Here is a 17973-nt window from a genome sequence, read left to right on the forward strand (position 1 = left end):
AGACAATTCATAGACGATGAAAAAAATTAATTTTACGGCGCAAAATAACCTGGTGCCTTTAATCCCTTAGAGGCACGATTTACACCACCCGCAGTGAATTAACAGTTAAGCAGGACTACATCTTTATTCCCCGGCGCATTGTTCACTTTATCGCCTTCAGCATCGTCGGGTAAATATATTGCAGGTTCCCCTGCCCGCCTTTCGTTTGAAATTTTACTGTCACTAACATTGTCGCCTTCACGCCACCTTGTCAGGACACATTATCGACATGATAAAAATTTGTTATGATTTCTTTAATTTTTCTCAGCCGCATCATGCACGACCGGCGGTCTAACAGGGTAATCTGGAATGAATAACAAACGACGTGCCGTTCCCGGCATCAGACCTTACGACGGCCCTGCAGGCGGCTGGGGAGCATTAAAAGCGACGGCAATTGCCGTGCGAACACAGATGGATGCCCTGGATGCTCCCGCCACGCTGTTGCGCACCAACCAGCCTGACGGCTTCGACTGCCCGGGCTGCGCGTGGCCAGACAAAGAGCATAAATCCACGTTCCAGTTCTGCGAGAACGGGGCAAAAGCCGTCACCTGGGAAGCCACCAGCAAACGGGTGACTCCTGAGTTCCTCGCTCATAACACCGTTACGTCGTTACTGGCAAAATCTGACTTTGAGCTGGAAGGATACGGGCGCCTGACCCATCCCCTGCGCTATGACCGGGCAAGTGACACCTTCCGCCCCGTTGAGTGGGAGGATGCCTTCGAACGCATCGGCGAGGTTCTGCGTGGGCTTGAACCAGACCAGGTGGAGTTTTATACCTCCGGCCGCGCCTCCAACGAAGCGGCCTGGCTGTTCCAGCTTTTTGCCCGTGAGTACGGAACCAATAATTTTCCCGACTGCTCCAACATGTGTCACGAAGCCACCAGCGTCGGTTTACCGCGCTCCATTGGTATCGGGAAAGGCACCGTCTCGCTGGACGATTTTGACAAGACGGAGCTGGTGATCTCCATCGGGCATAATCCCGGCACCAACCATCCGCGTATGATGGGCACCCTGCATGAACTGGCTCGCCGCGGCGTGCCGATCATCGTCCTGAACCCGCTGCGCGAGCGCGCGCTGGAACGGTTTGCCGATCCCCAGAGCGTGATTGAGATGGCAACCTACAGCTCTACCGACATCGCCTCTACCTACTTTCAGGTTAAAGCCGGTGGCGATGCCGCCGCGCTAAAAGGCATCGCCAAACACCTGCTGCAAATGGAAGCCGGGCGTGGCAACGTGCTCGACCACGCGTTTATCGCTGAACACACACAGGGCTTTGAAGACTTTGCGGCAGACATTGCGCAAACGAGCTGGGACGCCATTGAGCGCGAGTCCGGGCTGAGCCAGGCGGCGCTGAAACAGGTCGCCGATGCCTACGCGAAATCGAATGCCACCATCATTACCTACGGCATGGGCATTACGCAGCATAATAAAGGGACTTCCAACGTCCGCCTGATCGCCGATGTGCTGCTGCTGCGCGGCAATATAGGCAAGTCCGGTGCGGGGATCTGTCCGCTGCGCGGCCACTCTAACGTTCAGGGAAACCGTACCGTCGGGATAAGCGAGAAACCAACCCCGGCATTTCTGAACCGACTTAAGGAGGTGTTTGGCTTTGAGCCGCCCTCTCACCATGGCCACGACGCAGTGCAGGCAACCCAGGCCATGATTGACGGTCGTGCCAGAGCGCTTATCTGCCTCGGCGGCAACTTTGCGGTGGCGATGCCCGATCACGAAAACGGCTTCCCGGCGATGAGTAAGCTGGATCTGAGCGTGCACGTTGGCACCAAGCTGAACCGTACGCACCTGCTGGTGGGTAAAGAGACCTTCATTCTCCCCTGCCTTGGCCGCACGGAACTGGATATGCAGGCCAGCGGACGTCAGTCCATTACCGTTGAAGATTCCATGTCGATGGTTCATGCCTCCTCAGGCAAGCTGAAACCCGCCTCTCCTCTGCTTCGCGCTGAACCGGTTATTGTGGCCGGCATGGCGAAAGCGACCCTGAAGACAACCCGCGTGGACTGGATGCACCTGGTTGCGGATTACGATCGCATTCGCGATCTGATTGAGCAGACCATTCCGGGCTTTGAGGACTATAACGCGCGGATCCGGGTACCCGGTGGATTCCGTATGCCGCTGCCGCCCACGAAACGTATCTGGCCGACGGCGACAGGCAAAGCGATGTTCTCGGTATTTGAAGGGGTCAATGAGGATGCCAGCGGTGAAGGCGATAACGTCCTGCGTCTGATCACGCTGCGCAGTCACGACCAGTACAACACCACGATTTACGCTCTCGACGACCGCTACCGGGGCGTCTTTGGCCGTCGCGACGTGCTGTTTATGAATGAAGCGGATATGGCGCAGTCAGGACTGGAGCACGGCGACCGGGTGGATATCGAAACCGCCCTGCCAGGCAGCGCTCAGCGTCTGGAGGATATCACTGTGGTGGCGTATGCCATCGCTCCGGGCTCGGTCGGGGCCTACTATCCTGAGGCTAACGTGCTGGTTCCGCTCGACTATCTGGATAAAGAGAGCGGCACGCCGTCGTATAAATCGGTGCCCGTCCGCCTCACCCTGCGCTCGAAAGAGATCCGTCCGCTGTAATCCCGGTTAACACAGACCAGGCCTCACGCGCCACGACGCTAAACCCGCCGATAAACAGCGCATCACACACGCCCCGGTATTCCGGGGCGCTCACCAGCGTGGTTAGCGCATCACGGATGGCATGAAGCGTTTCGGGGGTGGTGCCGGACGCAGTGATCAGCGGCAGTCCTGGCGTGAGGGGTGTCTGGTCAATCACAGTTAGCCCCGCCAGCAGGGTCGGTTCATGCCGCTGCAACAGCGCATACGTCACGCAGTCGATCGCTGCGATATCCCCTCCCCCACGTTTTACCTCGATCAGCGACTGGCGATGGCTGCCGCTAAAGATAACCTCTGAGAACCAGGTGTTTAACGCACGTGACGGCACGCGGTTGCGCAGCGCATTGTAGCCAGACTGGGAATCGGGCGCGTTACATACCACCCGCCGTCCGCGAAAATCAGCCAGCGTGCGGTGTTTATCCTCATCACGTACCACCAGAAAACTGCGGTAGTGAATGCCTTCGCAGCCCGGTACCCGGTAGTGAAAACAGCCGACGACCTGCACCTCCGGCAGTTGTGTCATCAGCGGGTAGCCGCAGGTCTGGCTCAGGATAAGATTAGGCTGCTGCCAGTGTGCCAGCAGGTCAGGCTCAGGCCTGCCGGGAATAAACTTATCCACCGGCAGACCACGCGCCACCAGCAGACGCTGGACGGCCCGCCACAGGGCAAGAGTATCTGTACTATCCACCGCATACATCGGAAACGCCAGCCGGTTACTCATCTCCTTCCTCCTGTTGACGCAAGGGATGTACGGTGACGTCCACCGACGTTTTCCAGAACCGCCGCATCCATTCGCCATACCCTCTCACCAGAAACCCGTGGTTACGCTCCCGGTACGCCTGCTGGTTTTGCAGATAGATCGTCTTCAGCCCGTACCAGGGCACGCCGGGTAAATCGTGATGTATTGAATGGTAGTTAAGATTTAAAAACAGCACGCGCCAGAACAAGCCTGCTTCGTTAATCACCGAACGCGCCAGCGGGTCGTCCGCCGCGCGATGTTCGAGAAAAGAGCGTACTTTTGTAAGCGCCAGCGCCGGGTAGCTTACCGCCAGCACAAACCAGAGCGGAGAGAAACCGTTGTGCATCATCCAGGTAAAAAGCAGCGCCAATAACGCTATATGCACAAGCCACATCACCATCGCCCGCAGTTGCAGATGGCGAAACGCCGCCACCGCGCTGCCCAGCGTCTGGAGAATATCCAGCAGCGGCGCCAGCAACAGTCGCCCGGTAAAGGTGTTTCGGGCGTGGATCACCCGCTTCTGCCAGGGCGACAATCGCGCCCAGCTCGCCTGCGTAAAGTAGTATGACTCCGGGTCATCCACCGGAATGGTGAGATGGTCGTGACGATGGTGGGCCAGATGAGAATCCCGGTACAGGCCATACGGATACCAGACCGCCAGCGGCAGCGTGCCAAAGAGCTGGTTCAGCCACACGAAACGCGTGGGATGGCCGTGGATCAATTCATGCTGGAGGGACATATACCAGGCGGTAAACCCAATCAGCAACAGCGTGGCAGGCAGCAGACCGAGGGTGTGCCAGAACGCCAGCGTCGAGAACCAGCCGCCATAAATGGTGGCGATCAATAGCCACGTGGGCAGTTCGGTTCGCCAGAGAAACCCCGAGGCGAGATGGTGAATTTGGTCGCGTTGCTGCGGATGTAAATAGAGGGAGCTTCGTTTACCCATTCCTTCAGAGCCGTTTCGCCAAAGATAATATGCTGACGATCCGGGATAACGCCTGAAATAACAAAGAACTTAAATCACTTTGCTTTGCCAGAAAGGCGCGTAGCGCCCGTTAACTCCCTTGCCCTCCGCTTGACTTATTTTGCAATAAAGGTACTTTCCAGGACATGAAGAAGATCCTGATTATTGTTCCTGACGGCGGCATGTTGTTTGAAGCCGCTGGCATCGCCGACATTCTGATGCAAGCCAACCGCCTGCATCCGGGAGGCCTTGCGCAGCCCTGCTATCGCATCATCATCGCCACGACCCAGCCGCACCAGGTGATCCACGGCCAGTCTGGTCTCAATCTGCTGGCAGATTATCGCCTGCCGGAGCTGGATCCCCGTGAGCCGCTTGATACCATCATCATTACCGGGCGCGGCATGAACGAGCAGGAGAGCACCGCCGTGGTGGACTGGCTGCATCTTGCAGCCCCCCATGCGCGTCGGATCGCCTCCATTTGCGGTGGTGCAATGCTGCTGGCCCAGACCGGTTTGCTTGACGGCCGTCGGGCAACCACCCACTGGCGGCTGCTGGAAACCATGCAAGCGCAGTACCCCACCATCCGTGTTGAGGGAGGACCGCTCTATATTCAGGATGGCCCCATCTGGACCTCCGGTGGCGTGAGCTCCGGCTTTGATCTGACCCTGGCGCTGGTGGAAGACGATTATGGCTTCAGCCTCGCGCGCGACGTGGCGCAGGATATGGTGATGTATCTGCGCCGCCCGGGAGGACAGCTACAGTTCAGCCGCTATAACCTGTCGCAGTCCGGCTCCTCCGGCCCCATCAGCGAGCTGCAAACCTGGATCCTGCAAAACCTGACGGCCGATCTGTGCGTCGAAAAGCTGGCGGAAAAAGTAGCCATGAGCCCGCGCAATTTCACCCGGGTATTCACCCGCGACACGGGGGCGTCTCCGGCACGCTATGTGACCGAAGCGCGCCTTGCCGCAGCCCGACAGTTGCTTGAACAGACCGACGATCCGCTGTCCGTTATCGCCGAGAAAAGCGGATTTGGCACCAGCATCAACCTGCGTCGCGTATTTGAAAAACAGCTCCACCTCACACCCGGTGAATACCGTCAGCGTTTTCACTGCCGCAAAATGGCGTAATGTGATCCTTTTTTGTCGTTTACGCCATCCGGCCTGAAGCCTACAGTGACTCCAGACAACAGAGATAAGGAGTGCATTATGGTTAAGGTCGGCATTAACGGTTTCGGCCGTATCGGACGTAATTTCCTGCGCGCGGCACTGGGCAATCCGGACCTGCAGATTGTGGCGATTAACGATCTGACGGACAGCAAAACCCTCGCCCATTTGCTTAAGCATGATTCCCTGCTCGGCACGCTACCGGCCCCCGTTGAAGCGGCGGACGGCGCGCTGCAGGTTGACGGCCAGCGCATTACCGTCTTTAGCGAACGCGATCCAGCGAATATTCCCTGGCGGGATGCGGGCGTTGACGTGGTGATTGAAGCGACCGGTTTCTTCACCGAGCGCGAAAAAGCGCTGGTGCATATCACCCACGGCGGGGCGAAGCGCGTCATCATCTCCGCGCCGGGTAAAAATGACGATCTGACGGTGGTGATGGGCGTTAACCACGAGCAGTACGATCCGGCTAAGCACGTGGTAGTGAGCAACGGGAGTTGCACCACGAACGGCCTGGCCCCGGCCGCTCAGGTCCTGCATCAGCAGTTTGGTATTGAGCATGGCCTGATGAACACCACGCACGCTTATACCAACAGTCAGGCGCTACACGACCAGCCGGAAAAAGATCTGCGCGGCGCACGTGCGGCAGCCCTGTCGATTGTGCCGTACTCCAGCGGTGCCGCGAAGGCACTGGGGAAAGTCATCCCGTCTCTGGACGGCAAGCTGACCGGCTATTCCCTGCGCGTACCGGTTCCGGTGGTCTCGATTGTGGACTTAACGGTGACGCTGAGCCGTGACGTTACGGCCGAAGAGGTGAACGATGCGTTCCGCAAAGCTGCGACCAGCGGCCCACTGAAAGGCATTCTGGGATACAGCGATGAACCGCTGGTCTCCAGCGATTATCAGGGCGACCCGCGCTCTTCGATTATTGACGGTCTCTCCACCCTGGTGATTGGTGGTCGGATGGTGAAAATTCTGGCGTGGTATGACAACGAGTGGGGCTTCTCTAACCGCCTGGTGGATCTGGCGGTGCTGATGGATAAGAAAGGGTTGTAAGGTTTAAGCCGGGTGGCGCTTGCGCTTACCCGGCTAATAATTCACTCCGCCTTAACCTTCACGCCCATCAACACAATCACCATCGCCGTTACCAGCAGGAAACCGCTTCCGGCAAAGACGCCGCTGGCGCCGTTGAGGTCAAATACCGCCCCGCCCACGGCAGCACCGGCGCTGATTGCCAGCTGGATAGAGGCTACCAGCAAACCACCTGCGCTTTCGGCTTCATCTGGCACCGTCGTGGCAAGCCAGGTTGACCAGCCCACCGGAACCAGACCAAACGCAAAGCCCCACATCGCCACCAGCAATCCATCCAGTATCGCCAGATGACCAAACGCCACCATAGTGAGTGCCAGCACGCCCATGGCGAACGGTACCAGCGCCAGCGTCAGGCGCAGATTACGCGCAAGCAGATGTCCGGCTACGGAGGTACCGATAAAGTTGGCAATCCCAAAGCCCAGCAGGATCAGCGAGATGCTCTCCACGCTTGCCTGCCCCACCGTTTCAAGGAACGGACGCAGATAGGTAAAGAAGGCAAAATGACCGCTGAAGATCAGAATGGTCGCCAGCATTCCACCGATCATTCCCGGACGACGCAGCACGCGGAACAGTGTCCCCAGGCTGCCGCTGCTCTCCGGCTTCATTGACGGCAGTACCCAGAGCTGCCACAGCAACGCCAGCATGCTCGGCAGAATGCAGAGGATAAAGACGTTACGCCAGCCAATCAGGCTGCCAAGATAGCTGCCCAGCGGGGCCGCGACCACCGTGGCGATCGACACACTGGAGAAGATCACCGCCAGCGCTTTCGGCACTTTATCGGCGGGCACCAGACGCATCGCCGTGGCGGTCGACATCGCCCAGAATCCCCCGATGGCAATCCCTAACAGCAGGCGTCCCATCAGCAGTACGTGCAGCGTGGGTGCAAAAGCCACCAGCAGGCTGGAGACGATTTGCAGCACCGAGAAAAACATCAGTACCCAGCGACGGTCGATACTTTTGGTCGCCGGGGTGATCAGCAATCCGGTGACCAGCGCGACCAGCGCGGTGGCGGTCACTGCCTGCCCAGCCATCCCTTCCGTTACGCCCAGGCTTGCGGCCATGGGCGTTAACAAACTGGCGGGCAGGAACTCCGCCGTGATCAAACCAAACACCCCCAGCCCCAGTGAATAGACGGCCCGCCAGGCGGGTTTTGCAGGCACAACAGCCTCTCTCGCCGCGACACATGAACTCATCTGTTGATCTCCCGTTATGAAAATGTGACAACTGTCGCAAAAGGATAGAGTGTTCACCCTGGACGATCTATGACATATAATCTCCACTTATTGATTATTCGTCCGGAGTTTTGCCATGACCGCTCAGTCCCCCGATCTGATCAGCGAGCTGTTGCGCGGAATGCGCCTGTCGGGCGTGAAATACCGCCGCATTGAAGCCAGCGCGCCTTTCGGCGTGGCGTTCCACCAGGCGCCGGGCAAAGCACAGTTTCATTTTGTCAGCCGCGGCAGCGCCCTGCTGCGTATGGAGAGTGGCGCAACGTTCACCTTAAGCGGCGGCGATGCCCTTTTTATTCCGAACGGTAATGCGCACGCCCTGCTGTCTGACGAGAAAGCAACCATCACGCCGGTTAGCGCGTTTCCCAGCGAGCCTATCTGCGGCTCGGTCTGCGCCATCACCTGCGAACCCTGCCCGGACAGCGAGAACACCGTGATTTTCAGCGGATGCATGGACTTTGAACTGGGCGGAATGCAGCCGCTAATTAAAGCGATGCCGGAGGTGATGATGGTGAGCCGGTTGATGTCCACCTGGCCGGAGATCCACCCGCTGCTGGCGGCGATGGAGCGCGAATCCATGACGCGTCAGGCCGGATTCGCCGGGATCCTCGCGCGGCTGGCGGACGTGGTGGCGGCGCTAATCGTGCGGGGCTGGGTTGAAGGAGGCTGCGGAAAAGCCACCGGCTGGGTGCAGGTACTGCGTGACCCGCGTCTGAGCCGGGCCATTTACGCCATGCACCAGCAGCCAGGTCTGAACTGGAGCGTGGCGGATCTGGCAAAAGAGGCTGGCACCTCCCGCTCGGTGTTTGCGGAACGTTTTCTCGCCGCGACGGGCACCACCCCGGCGAAATACCTCAGCGAATTGAGGATGCGCCTGGCCATTCAGTACATTCGCCATGAAAATCAGCCTATTGAAACGGTCGCACTGCGCCTGGGGTACGGATCCCTTGCGGCGTTTAGCCGGGCGTTCAAGCGAATAATCGGCCATGCGCCGGGCACGCTGCGGGAGACCAGCCAGACCCCGGAAGAGGCCTGACTGGCGCAGGACATCAGAAGTAGTATTTGAAGCGCACGCGCCCGCCATAGCGATCGTCGTTACGGTCATCGCCGTCATTCGGATGTGCTTCAACCCACGAAGCATACGCGCCAAGATAGATATTGAAATTCTTCATCTTCATGACGTTCGGGATCAGGTACGACGCATGAATGGTGTGAATATCATAATCACCGGGATCGGTCACCCAGCAGTCGCCATCACAATCCGCATTAAAGTTGGCGGTGTTGAAATTATCGATCTGGTTATGCGCGTAGATATAGCCCAGCTCAACATTGCGCCATAAGGCATTCACGCCCGCGGTGAAATCCGTCTCGTCGGTAGCATCCATGTAGGCGGTATTCAGGTTCGCCACGATACCGTCATCCGGATCGGTTTTTTGCCCGTTCCAGGTCATGGTAAAGCCATAGCCGGTGCGGTCAGACTGGTCGACCCATCTTCCGGACGCATCGTGGTAGCCGTAGGCATTGTTGACGAGGTTGCTCTCCATCGCGATGGCGGTCGAGAAGTTTCCTTCCTGCCAGGCAATCACCGGACGGACGTAGGCGACGTTTTTATCGTTATCCAGGTCCATGCCATGATACTGCTGGTCAACAAACAGCGAGCTGCCGTCTTCCAGCAGCGTGTTAACCTCGAGATACCAGTTGCCCAAGGTTTTACTCAGCAGGAAGTTACCGCCGCTGTCGCTACGCCCCCGCCCCTCTTTCATCATATAGATATAGCCGTAACCATCGCCGTAGAGATCGTTAGCGGTGTTGCCGGAATATTCAACGAAGGTATCCTGGTTTAGCGGGAACATGTCATAGGCTTCAAAGCGGCCAACTTTTACCTTCCAGTCGTTTTCCGTGCCAAAGAAGAAGACCGCGTCATCCAGGTTCATTTTGCCCGTTAAGTCCGCCAGCGGCTGTACGGAGAAACCGGCAAAATTGCCGTTTTCCATTCGCTTATAGCCGTCAAACCCCAGCAGCAAACGCCCGTTAATATCCCAGCGTTCATGGTTACCGGGTGCCCAGTCTTTATTGGCTGTCGTTTTCATGGACGTTAAACTGCCGGTCTTGCTGGCCGCATCCATATTAAATTCAACGTCACCATAAAATTTAATATCACCGTAGCCGGATAACGTAAGCTTAGGTGCCGTTTGCGCTGTCGCAGGCTCTGTGGATTCAACCACCACAGGATTTGCAGCTACCACGGGATGCTGCTGTTGCTCAAGAACCTGAATTTGTGCTTCTGCCTTTGCTGCCCTTGTTTCGGCCTTTTCGAGGCGCGCCTCCAGTTGCGCCAGTTTATCTTCCAGACGTTGGGTATCATTTGCTGCCATTGCTGCGGTAGAACAAAACGCACTGACGAGCAGTGCAAGGTATTTCACTTTCATCGACTCCATCCTCGTGAATTAATCATTATTTCCTGACGGACACAGAGAACCTCACCGATAATTCAAATGAATTATCGGCTTATTGCTTCAACTATTAAGAGTTAGCGAATTCGCCTTTGTTTAAATCACTCACCACGCCATTCATGACGTTTTCAGTTAATTTATAAAATTTGATCGAGAATGCGGTGAGTAAATAAAAGAGTGATGGGATTAACGTGAACAATAAAATAACGCCCTGAATGGCGGATTCTGACTGTACTGTACTGTTCGACTGGTAATTAAACCAGGCCAGCACCCACCCCAGAATGGCACCACCGACGGCGACACCCAACTTAATCACGAAAATATTGGCCGCAACATTCATACCTGTAATACGACGTTGGGTTTTCCATTCACCGTAATTATTTGCATCAGTGATCATTGACCACTGCAACGCGCCGTTACCGCCCTGGACAATCTGAATGAACACATGGGCAATCAGTGGAATGACCCAGAACTCCAGCGGCAGCCAGAAGCAGGCCACACCTAACGCAGCGTTGAGAATTTTGATCCAGAACGAGAGTTTAACCTTGCAAAAACGGGTCCCGAACGGCTGCGCCAGAACCGAACCAAACATCGAGGCCAGCATCCCGCCCAGCATAAAGAACGAGATGACGTCAGCCCCCTTGTTGAGAACAGTGTTCACGTAATAGACCACTGCACCACCGCGGATCACCACCGCCACCAGCATCATAAAGTTGTAGATCGAGAGAATGCGCCACTGATCGTTACGAAAGAGGATTTTAACGTCCCGGGCGATGTTCAGATTCTCCTCTTTGATCGGCTGGACGCGCTCTTTGGTGGTAACAAAACAAATGATAAACATCACGCAGCCGATTGCGCCAAAAAGCGCCATCGCCACCTGGATACCGGTCGCCCTGTCGCCGGGGTAGAGATAGTCCGCCAGGGGCAGAATCAGCGCGGTGCCGAGCGCCCCGCCAATTGGCGTAATGGCAAAGCGCCAGGACTGCAACGAGAGGTTTTCACGCGGATCGGACGTCAGCGCCGCCCCCAGAGAACAATACGGGATATTTATGGCGGTATACATCAGGGTCATAAATATATACGCGCCAACGGCATAATAAATTTTCCCGGTTTCAGTAAAATCAGGTATGGAATATACCAGCACGCAACTCACCGCAAAAGGAACGCATATCGCCAGCAGCCAGGGGCGAAAACGTCCCCAGCGAGTGGATGTTGCATCGGCAATCGCTCCCATAACGGGGTCGGTAATGGCATCTAATAAGCGGACCAAAAGAAACATGGTTCCCATTACGGCCGGGGGTAAGCCATAAATATCCGTATAGTAATACGCCAGAATGGCGACCGAGGAGTCAAAAACAATATGACTCGCGGCATCTCCAAGGCTGTAGCCTATTTTTTCCCGGACCGGAATTTTTTCACTCACTGACATCACGTTACTCCTTATTGATGAAACCGGTTTCTGCTTTGGCAATAATTTCGCCTGAGCGCAACGAGGCGATCCATTATGTTTTTTCACCATGAAGTTATGTTTTTTGCTTTATGTGATCGGGATAATTAAAAGAAAGCCTTTATCCGGAAAATTATGCGTAACGGATCGCAATTTATTTTCTCGCCTACAGCCATTCACAATATCAATATTTCAGCCGCGCCACCGGGGCATTAAACGCAACGGTAAATTGTCTGGATTTGTGCAAAGTGCGATGTTCGACACGCGAAGCGCGGAATATTCGACTAAGGTTTTCTGGTGAATGATTACAGCGTGACCGCTGCTCAGCGAAATAAGGAGAAGCACCAATGATAACACCTCAAAAGCTGCGCCCTCGCCTCTTACCTCTGGTTCTGGGCAGTGCGCTGCTCGCGGTTGCCGCGACAGGCAACGCGGAAGAGATGAACTCTGGCCAGACAAATTCACCGGATATCTTGCTCGGCCCTCTTTTCAACGATGTCCAGAGCGCCAAACTCTTCCCCGATCAAAAAACCTTTGCCGATGCCGTACCGAAAAGCGATCCCCTGACGATCCTGGCCGACTACCGCATGCAGCGTCGTCAGTCCGGGTTTGATTTACGCCATTTTGTTGATATGAACTTCACGCTTCCCGCGGAAGGGGAAAAATATGTTCCTCCTGCGGGGCAGAGCCTGCGTGAGCATATTGACGGGCTGTGGCCTGTGCTGACGCGTACCACCGATAAAGCCAGTAACAAATGGGATTCACTCCTGCCCTTACCAAAATCCTACGTTGTGCCGGGCGGGCGTTTCCGCGAGGTCTACTACTGGGACAGCTATTTCACCATGTTAGGGCTGGCGGAAAGCGGCCACTGGGACAAAATCAGCGATATGGTGGACAACTTTGCCTACGAGCTGGATACATGGGGGCACATTCCGAACGGCAACCGCAGTTACTATCTGAGCCGCTCCCAGCCGCCATTTTTCTCGCTGATGGTGGAACTGCTGGCCACGCACGACAGCGAGGCGCTGAAGAAATACCGTCCGCAGATGGAAAAGGAGTACGCCTACTGGATGGAGGGCGCAGATGCGCTGCAGGCCGGAGAGGCCAACAAACGCGTGGTGAAGCTGGAGGATGGCTCGCTGCTTAACCGCTACTGGGATGACCGCGACACGCCGCGTCCGGAGTCGTGGCTTGACGATATCACCACCGCCAAAAGCAACCCTAACCGCCCGGCAACCGAAATCTACCGCGATTTGCGCTCTGCGGCGGCCTCAGGCTGGGACTTCAGCTCCCGCTGGATGGACGATCCACAAAAGCTGGGCACCATCCGCACCACCAGTATTGTGCCGGTGGATCTGAACGCCCTGATGTTCAAGATGGAAAAACTGCTCGCCCGGGCAAGCCAGGAGAGCGGCGATGCCGCCAGCGCGAGCAAATATGAAGCCCTGGCCACGGCGCGCCAGAAGGCGATGGAGAAGTATCTGTGGAACGATAAAGAGGGATGGTATGCGGATTACGACCTGAAGAGTAAGAAGGTGCGTAATCAGCTCACGGCTGCAACCCTCTTCCCGCTGTATGTGAAGGCCGCAGCACAGGATCGCGCGGATAAAGTGGCTGCAGCGACGTCCTCACGTCTGCTGAAACCGGGCGGCATCACCACCACCACCGTGAACAGCGGCCAGCAGTGGGATGCCCCCAATGGCTGGGCGCCACTGCAGTGGGTAGCCACGGAAGGGTTGCAGAATTATGGACAGGACAAGGTCGCGATGGATGTCACCTGGCGCTTCCTGAAAAATGTTCAGCATACCTACGATCGCGAGCAGAAACTGGTGGAGAAATATGATGTCTCCTCCACCGGTACGGGCGGCGGCGGCGGTGAGTATCCGCTACAGGATGGATTCGGCTGGAGCAACGGCGTGACGCTGAAGATGCTGGATCTGGTCTGTCCGAAAGAGAAACCGTGTGACAGCGTGCCGCAGAATCAGCCTGCGGCGAATGATGAGGCTGCGCCGGTGAAAAGTACGGCGCAGTAAGTGAACAATGCCGGGGGGCGCTAACGCCTACCCGGCCTGCATTCCCTGCGGGAGAGGGAAACGATAATCAGAAGCTGTAGCTCGCCCCCAACTGATACGTCCGGTCACGCCCAATCCAGCAGTTTGTCGCGTCGTAGCAGGTCAGCGTCTCTTTGTTGGTGATGTTTTGCGCGCTGGCTTTCAGCGTTAATCCCTCCAGCGACGGCAGGATTTCCCCCATACGATAGGAGGCCGCCAGATCGTACTGCATGGTGCCGCCCAGTTTGCCCGCATCGTTGTTCGGTGAAATTTCCATGGGTCCGGTGTAGCGCGCCCCTGCCCCCAGCATCAGCCCTCTCAGCGGCGTGTTGTCAAAGGTGTAATCCCCCCACAGGTTGAACGCGTTCTCCGGCACCTGCGTTGGCCGTTTGCCCTGGTATTTGTCATCTTCGGTATTGATCAGATGGGTGTAGGCATAGTTGGCAATCAGGGTCACGTTATCCGCTGGGCGGCTGACGATTGAGAGCTCAGCCCCTTTAGATTCCACTTCTCCGGTCTGGCTGTAATTCAGGAAGCCCGGATCGGAGGTGACGACATTTTTCTGACGGATATTAAATACCGAGGCGGTAAAGGTTGTGGCGTAATCCGCCAGCAGGTATTTGACCCCGCCTTCCACCTGCTTGCTGGTGGTTGGCTTCACGTCTTTAGCCGTAAGCGTCCCCTGCGGCGACACCGGGGCAAACCCTTCGGAGTAACTGATGAACGGTGAAAGCCCATTCTCAAACGCGTAAAGCGCGCCCAGGCGTTTGGTCACGCGGTCCTGCGAGACCCACGCCTTGTCGCCATTCTGCATATAATTGGTGGTTACCGAGCGGTAATCGTCATAACGCAGGCTGGCCAGCAGATTTAAACCGCCAAACTCCACCTGATCCTGCAGGTAATAGCCGTTTTGCTGATAGCTCAGACGATTTTTCTGCCCCGTATACAACCCGAGATCGCGTTCGTTGATCTGCGAATAGTCAGGATTTCGCATATCGATGCCAGGCGTTGTTGAGGCATAACGGTAGTAGAAGTGAGAGTCCATCTTTTGATAGTCAAACCCGGCCAACAGGTGGTGTTTCCACTCTCCCAGCGCCACGGTTTTGGTGACCTGGTTATCGATGTTGAAGCTCTTCAGATCTTCATCCGTGGTGTAAGCAAACCGGTTAAGCTGGTAGACCGCGCTCCCCGTCCCCGTGGCATAAACGCTGCGCTGGTGGGTGTCGACATCAAAGTACCGTGCTTTCTGGTTAAAGCCCCAGCCACTGTCAAACTCATGTTCAAAGCTGTAGCCCAGCATCCACTGACGCTGTTTGAAACCGCTCCACTCATCCCCGGCATAATCCCGGCGGTCGGCATATTTCGAGTGCAGATAAGCAAGCGGCAACGGGTTGGATGGAGACAGGCTCGGGGAGTTTTGCGCCAGTGCATCAACCGTAAGACGCGTTTTGCTGTCCGGCTCCCAGGTCACGGACGGGGCAACCAGATAATTTTCATAGCGCGTGGTATGGGGCTGATCGTCATTTTCCGTGGCTTTGCCCAGCAGTCGGTAGTTCCAGTCGCTGTCGGCAATTTGTCCGGTCGAGTCGAGATAACCCTCCTTCAGATTGCGATTGCCGGTGTTGAAACCCAACTCGGTATGGGCGGTTTTTTGTGGCTTTTTACCCTGAATATTTACCAGCCCCCCCGGGGAGCCACCGCCGTAGAGCACAGAAGATGGCCCTTTGAGGATATCAACGCTTTCAATCAGCAGTGGATCGATGCGCGCTTTGGTATTTCCGGTGACGTTATACGGCAGTTGCAGTCCGTTGTAGAACTCCTGGTCAACGGAAAAACCACGGATTTTATATTCGCTCATGTAGGTGGTATTGCCACGCAGCTCTGTCGAAACGCCCGGAACATAGCGCAGGATTTCGTTCACGGAGTTGGCATGGCGTTGCGCGATCTGCTGCGCAGAGACGGTATCGATCACCTGCGGCGTTTTACTTTCGGCAACGGCCGATTTGGTTGCGCTGTTTGTCCATGCGGGGAGAACGCTGCCCTGCTCAGAGCCGGTGACAAGAATGGTGGATTCTTCAGCAAATGCCTGTGCCTGTAATGCCAGCGTCACGGCTCCTGCCAACGCGCATACTGCAAAACGTGAGGTGTTCATAATGTCGTCTTGTGATTATATGTAACTAGGAACGACAATTATTATCATTTCGATTAGCAAATCAATATCACGACAAAAAAAACGGCCCTGTCGCGAGAGCCGTTTTGTGTCATCTATGCCCGTCGGAGCAACCTGAATATGCCCAGGACAACAATGGCGCCCACCACAGCCACAAGGAAACTGTGCAGGTCGAATCCACTGATGTCGCCCCCAAAGCCAAACATGGTCGCCAGCCAGCCGCCGACAACCGCACCAACAACCCCAAGAACACAGGTCAATATAAAGCCGCCGCCATCATTTCCCGGCATGATGAGTTTAGCGATAGCCCCGGCAATAAGACCAAAGATGATCCACGCGATAATACCCATAGCGATGCCCTCTTGCAGGTTTAACGCATGCGCAGAAAACCTTCCGCGCAGGTAACGTAAGTATAGGTCATCACGGTAAAACCGATTTCATCTCACCGACTTAACTTCTCTGTACTGCGAAAAAAACTCACCGGTTTGTATTAAGTTTCGTTTCACGCTGCCGATAACGCAGAGACAGTCTGTCATTTATCAAGGAGCCATCCGGCGTGAGTAATTACAGTGAGCAGTTCCTGAAGCAAAATCCGCTGGCTGTATTAGGGGTATTGCGCGACCTGCAAAAAGGCGAGGTGCCGCTGCGCATCAGCTGGTCAAACAATCAATTCATCAGCAAGATCCTGGATGCTTCTGCAGAGAGGCTGGTCATTGACCTGGGCAGCCAGGAGCATGAAAACCGCGCCGCGCTGCGGGCGGAGAAAATCTCGGTGATGGCAGAAACGCACGGCGCAAAAGTGGAGTTTGTCCTGCCGCGCCTGGAGTTGAGCGAATACGGTGGTCTTCCGGCGTTTGTCACCCCGCTGCCGGCCAACCTCTGGTTTGTTCAGCGCCGTGAATATTTTCGTATCAGTGCCCCGCTTCATCCTGCCTATTTTGGTAAGGCCAAAATGCCGGACAAAAAAGAGATCCGCTTTCGCCTTTTTGACCTCTCCCTGGGCGGCATGGGTGCGCTGATGGATACGCCAAAGCCTGACGGACTGGTAGAAGGCATGCGATTTACCCAAATCGAACTGGATATGGGAGGCTGGGGGCGTTTTTACTTTGATGCGCAGCTGATTGCCATCAGCGAGCGTAAGGTGGTCGACAGCAAAAATGAAACGATCGTCACGCCGCGTCTGAGCTTCCGCTTCCTGAACGTCGGGCCGGGCGCAGAGCGTGAACTGCAGCGGATTATCTATTCTCTGGAGCGAGAGGCGCGGGAGCGGGCGAATAAAGTGTTGTGACAGGAGCCGGGCAGCACACAGGCCGCCCGACAACGGCATTACATGGCATCCATCGCTTTCTGAACTTTCCAGATATAACGCGGAGCCTGTGGTGCCGGATGATTTTTCACCACGTGTTCAAAGAACTCGTCTTTGTCCATGTCGTTGATCTCTTCTATCGCCTCCTTACGGTCCGATGAGAACGTCCTGAGCAGCGCACCCGCGCCGTTCACGTAAGAGACCACCAGCGCATACTGCATCACTTCTGGATCCTCGATTCCCTTCAGCACGCCGTGTTCCAGAATGCTCAAATAGGCCGTGCCCATGGAGATGTTGCGTTCCGGGTTTTTCAGCTCGCTGGTTGACGGCTGACCACGCCAGCCCATATAGCGGTAGACCTCTCTCCCTGCGGTTGAGGCCTTAAGCTGCATCAGCCCCACGGCGTTAGATTTGCTGACAAGCGTTGGGTTACCGCCGGATTCCACGGCAATGATCGCCGTGATCAGTCGCGGGCTGACGCCCCAGGCCTTGCCTGCCTGTTCACTGATCGGCATCCACTGCATGGCCCGTTTTACTGGCACTTCCGGGTTCCATGCCGGGTTTTGATAGTCATGTTTTGAACTACAGCCAGCCAGCAACACAATCAAAAAAGCAAACCATCTCAATTTCACGTCATCTATCCTTATAGCCGGTCATCGCCCTTGAAGCAGGCAACGTATAAGCGGCAT

General features: G+C 56.0%; 14 protein-coding genes. 6 read left to right on the plus strand and 8 right to left on the minus strand.

Annotated features, from left to right (window positions below; genetic code table 11):
• Nucleotides 1–348 precede the first annotated feature (348 nt).
• The gene (locus VF709_RS01060; RefSeq protein WP_149896327.1) at nucleotides 349–2637 is read left to right on the plus strand and encodes an FdhF/YdeP family oxidoreductase; all 2289 of its coding nucleotides are present in this window, start codon (nucleotides 349–351) and stop codon (nucleotides 2635–2637) included.
• Here VF709_RS01060 and VF709_RS01065 read toward each other — a convergent pair.
• On the minus strand, nucleotides 2603–3394 hold the full coding sequence (locus VF709_RS01065) for a phosphate/phosphite/phosphonate ABC transporter substrate-binding protein (RefSeq protein WP_149896326.1): 792 nt from the start codon (nucleotides 3392–3394) through the stop codon (nucleotides 2603–2605). The two genes, VF709_RS01060 and VF709_RS01065, sit on opposite strands and share 35 nt — an antisense overlap.
• Entirely contained in the window at nucleotides 3387–4358 is a 972-nt protein-coding gene (locus VF709_RS01070) for a fatty acid desaturase (protein WP_149896325.1), read from the minus strand. Before VF709_RS01070 ends, VF709_RS01065 begins: the two co-directional genes overlap by 8 nt.
• Before the next feature lie 164 nt (nucleotides 4359–4522).
• Between VF709_RS01070 and VF709_RS01075 the strand changes: the two genes are divergently transcribed.
• A complete protein-coding gene (locus VF709_RS01075; RefSeq protein WP_013096169.1) occupies nucleotides 4523–5503 on the plus strand; it encodes a GlxA family transcriptional regulator in 981 nt (326 codons plus the stop codon).
• Nucleotides 5504–5581: 78 nt separating this feature from the next.
• On the plus strand, nucleotides 5582–6592 hold the full coding sequence (gene gap / locus VF709_RS01080) for a type I glyceraldehyde-3-phosphate dehydrogenase (protein WP_062728709.1): 1011 nt from the start codon (nucleotides 5582–5584) through the stop codon (nucleotides 6590–6592).
• Nucleotides 6593–6633: 41 nt separating this feature from the next.
• Here gap and VF709_RS01085 read toward each other — a convergent pair whose 3' ends face one another.
• Nucleotides 6634–7821, minus strand: a complete 1188-nt coding sequence (locus VF709_RS01085) for an MFS transporter (protein ID WP_013096167.1) — start codon at nucleotides 7819–7821, stop codon at nucleotides 6634–6636.
• A 115-nt stretch (nucleotides 7822–7936) separates the two neighbouring features.
• Here VF709_RS01085 and VF709_RS01090 point away from each other — a divergent pair, with 115 nt between their 5' ends.
• Complete coding sequence (locus VF709_RS01090; protein ID WP_013096166.1) at nucleotides 7937–8893, plus strand: AraC family transcriptional regulator; 957 nt, start codon at nucleotides 7937–7939, stop codon at nucleotides 8891–8893.
• Nucleotides 8894–8906: 13 nt separating this feature from the next.
• Here the strand turns inward: VF709_RS01090 and VF709_RS01095 are convergent, their stop codons facing one another.
• Nucleotides 8907–10286 (minus strand): carbohydrate porin, encoded by a 1380-nt coding sequence (locus VF709_RS01095; protein WP_013096165.1) that lies wholly within the window; start codon nucleotides 10284–10286, stop codon nucleotides 8907–8909.
• 94 nt (nucleotides 10287–10380) lie between these two features.
• On the minus strand, nucleotides 10381–11739 hold the full coding sequence (locus VF709_RS01100) for a glycoside-pentoside-hexuronide (GPH):cation symporter (RefSeq protein ID WP_440230686.1): 1359 nt from the start codon (nucleotides 11737–11739) through the stop codon (nucleotides 10381–10383).
• Nucleotides 11740–12104: 365 nt separating this feature from the next.
• On the opposite strand from VF709_RS01100, the gene VF709_RS01105 reads away from it, so the two are divergent.
• Nucleotides 12105–13790 (plus strand): alpha,alpha-trehalase, encoded by a 1686-nt coding sequence (locus VF709_RS01105; RefSeq protein ID WP_038419882.1) that lies wholly within the window; start codon nucleotides 12105–12107, stop codon nucleotides 13788–13790.
• 67 nt (nucleotides 13791–13857) lie between these two features.
• Here VF709_RS01105 and VF709_RS01110 read toward each other — a convergent pair whose 3' ends face one another.
• A complete protein-coding gene (locus tag VF709_RS01110; RefSeq protein ID WP_038419884.1) occupies nucleotides 13858–15960 on the minus strand; it encodes a TonB-dependent siderophore receptor in 2103 nt (700 codons plus the stop codon).
• 113 nt (nucleotides 15961–16073) lie between these two features.
• Complete coding sequence (locus VF709_RS01115; protein ID WP_013096161.1) at nucleotides 16074–16328, minus strand: GlsB/YeaQ/YmgE family stress response membrane protein; 255 nt, start codon at nucleotides 16326–16328, stop codon at nucleotides 16074–16076.
• A gap of 206 nt (nucleotides 16329–16534) precedes the next feature.
• Between VF709_RS01115 and ycgR the strand changes: the two genes are divergently transcribed.
• Nucleotides 16535–17266 carry a flagellar brake protein YcgR gene (gene ycgR / locus VF709_RS01120; protein ID WP_023621730.1) on the plus strand — a complete coding sequence of 244 codons (732 nt, stop codon included), beginning with the start codon at nucleotides 16535–16537 and terminating at the stop codon, nucleotides 17264–17266.
• A 38-nt stretch (nucleotides 17267–17304) separates the two neighbouring features.
• Here ycgR and emtA read toward each other — a convergent pair whose 3' ends face one another.
• Entirely contained in the window at nucleotides 17305–17916 is a 612-nt protein-coding gene (gene emtA, locus VF709_RS01125; RefSeq protein ID WP_023621731.1) for a membrane-bound lytic murein transglycosylase EmtA, read from the minus strand.
• Between the last annotated feature and the right edge of the window lie 57 nt (nucleotides 17917–17973).

The organism is Enterobacter sp. Lyrl_3 (genome assembly GCF_051948675.1).
Classification (GTDB): domain Bacteria; phylum Pseudomonadota; class Gammaproteobacteria; order Enterobacterales; family Enterobacteriaceae; genus Enterobacter; species Enterobacter cloacae.

Coding starts and splice junctions, on each gene's coding strand:
- VF709_RS01060 (WP_149896327.1), top strand. CDS start 349: ATGAATAACAAACGACGTGCCGTTCCCGGCATCAGACCTTACGACGGC.
- VF709_RS01065 (WP_149896326.1), bottom strand. CDS start 3,394: ATGAGTAACCGGCTGGCGTTTCCGATGTATGCGGTGGATAGTACAGAT.
- VF709_RS01070 (WP_149896325.1), bottom strand. CDS start 4,358: ATGGGTAAACGAAGCTCCCTCTATTTACATCCGCAGCAACGCGACCAA.
- VF709_RS01075 (WP_013096169.1), top strand. CDS start 4,523: ATGAAGAAGATCCTGATTATTGTTCCTGACGGCGGCATGTTGTTTGAA.
- gap (WP_062728709.1), top strand. CDS start 5,582: ATGGTTAAGGTCGGCATTAACGGTTTCGGCCGTATCGGACGTAATTTC.
- VF709_RS01085 (WP_013096167.1), bottom strand. CDS start 7,821: ATGAGTTCATGTGTCGCGGCGAGAGAGGCTGTTGTGCCTGCAAAACCC.
- VF709_RS01090 (WP_013096166.1), top strand. CDS start 7,937: ATGACCGCTCAGTCCCCCGATCTGATCAGCGAGCTGTTGCGCGGAATG.
- VF709_RS01095 (WP_013096165.1), bottom strand. CDS start 10,286: ATGAAAGTGAAATACCTTGCACTGCTCGTCAGTGCGTTTTGTTCTACC.
- VF709_RS01100 (WP_440230686.1), bottom strand. CDS start 11,739: ATGTCAGTGAGTGAAAAAATTCCGGTCCGGGAAAAAATAGGCTACAGC.
- VF709_RS01105 (WP_038419882.1), top strand. CDS start 12,105: ATGATAACACCTCAAAAGCTGCGCCCTCGCCTCTTACCTCTGGTTCTG.
- VF709_RS01110 (WP_038419884.1), bottom strand. CDS start 15,960: ATGAACACCTCACGTTTTGCAGTATGCGCGTTGGCAGGAGCCGTGACG.
- VF709_RS01115 (WP_013096161.1), bottom strand. CDS start 16,328: ATGGGTATTATCGCGTGGATCATCTTTGGTCTTATTGCCGGGGCTATC.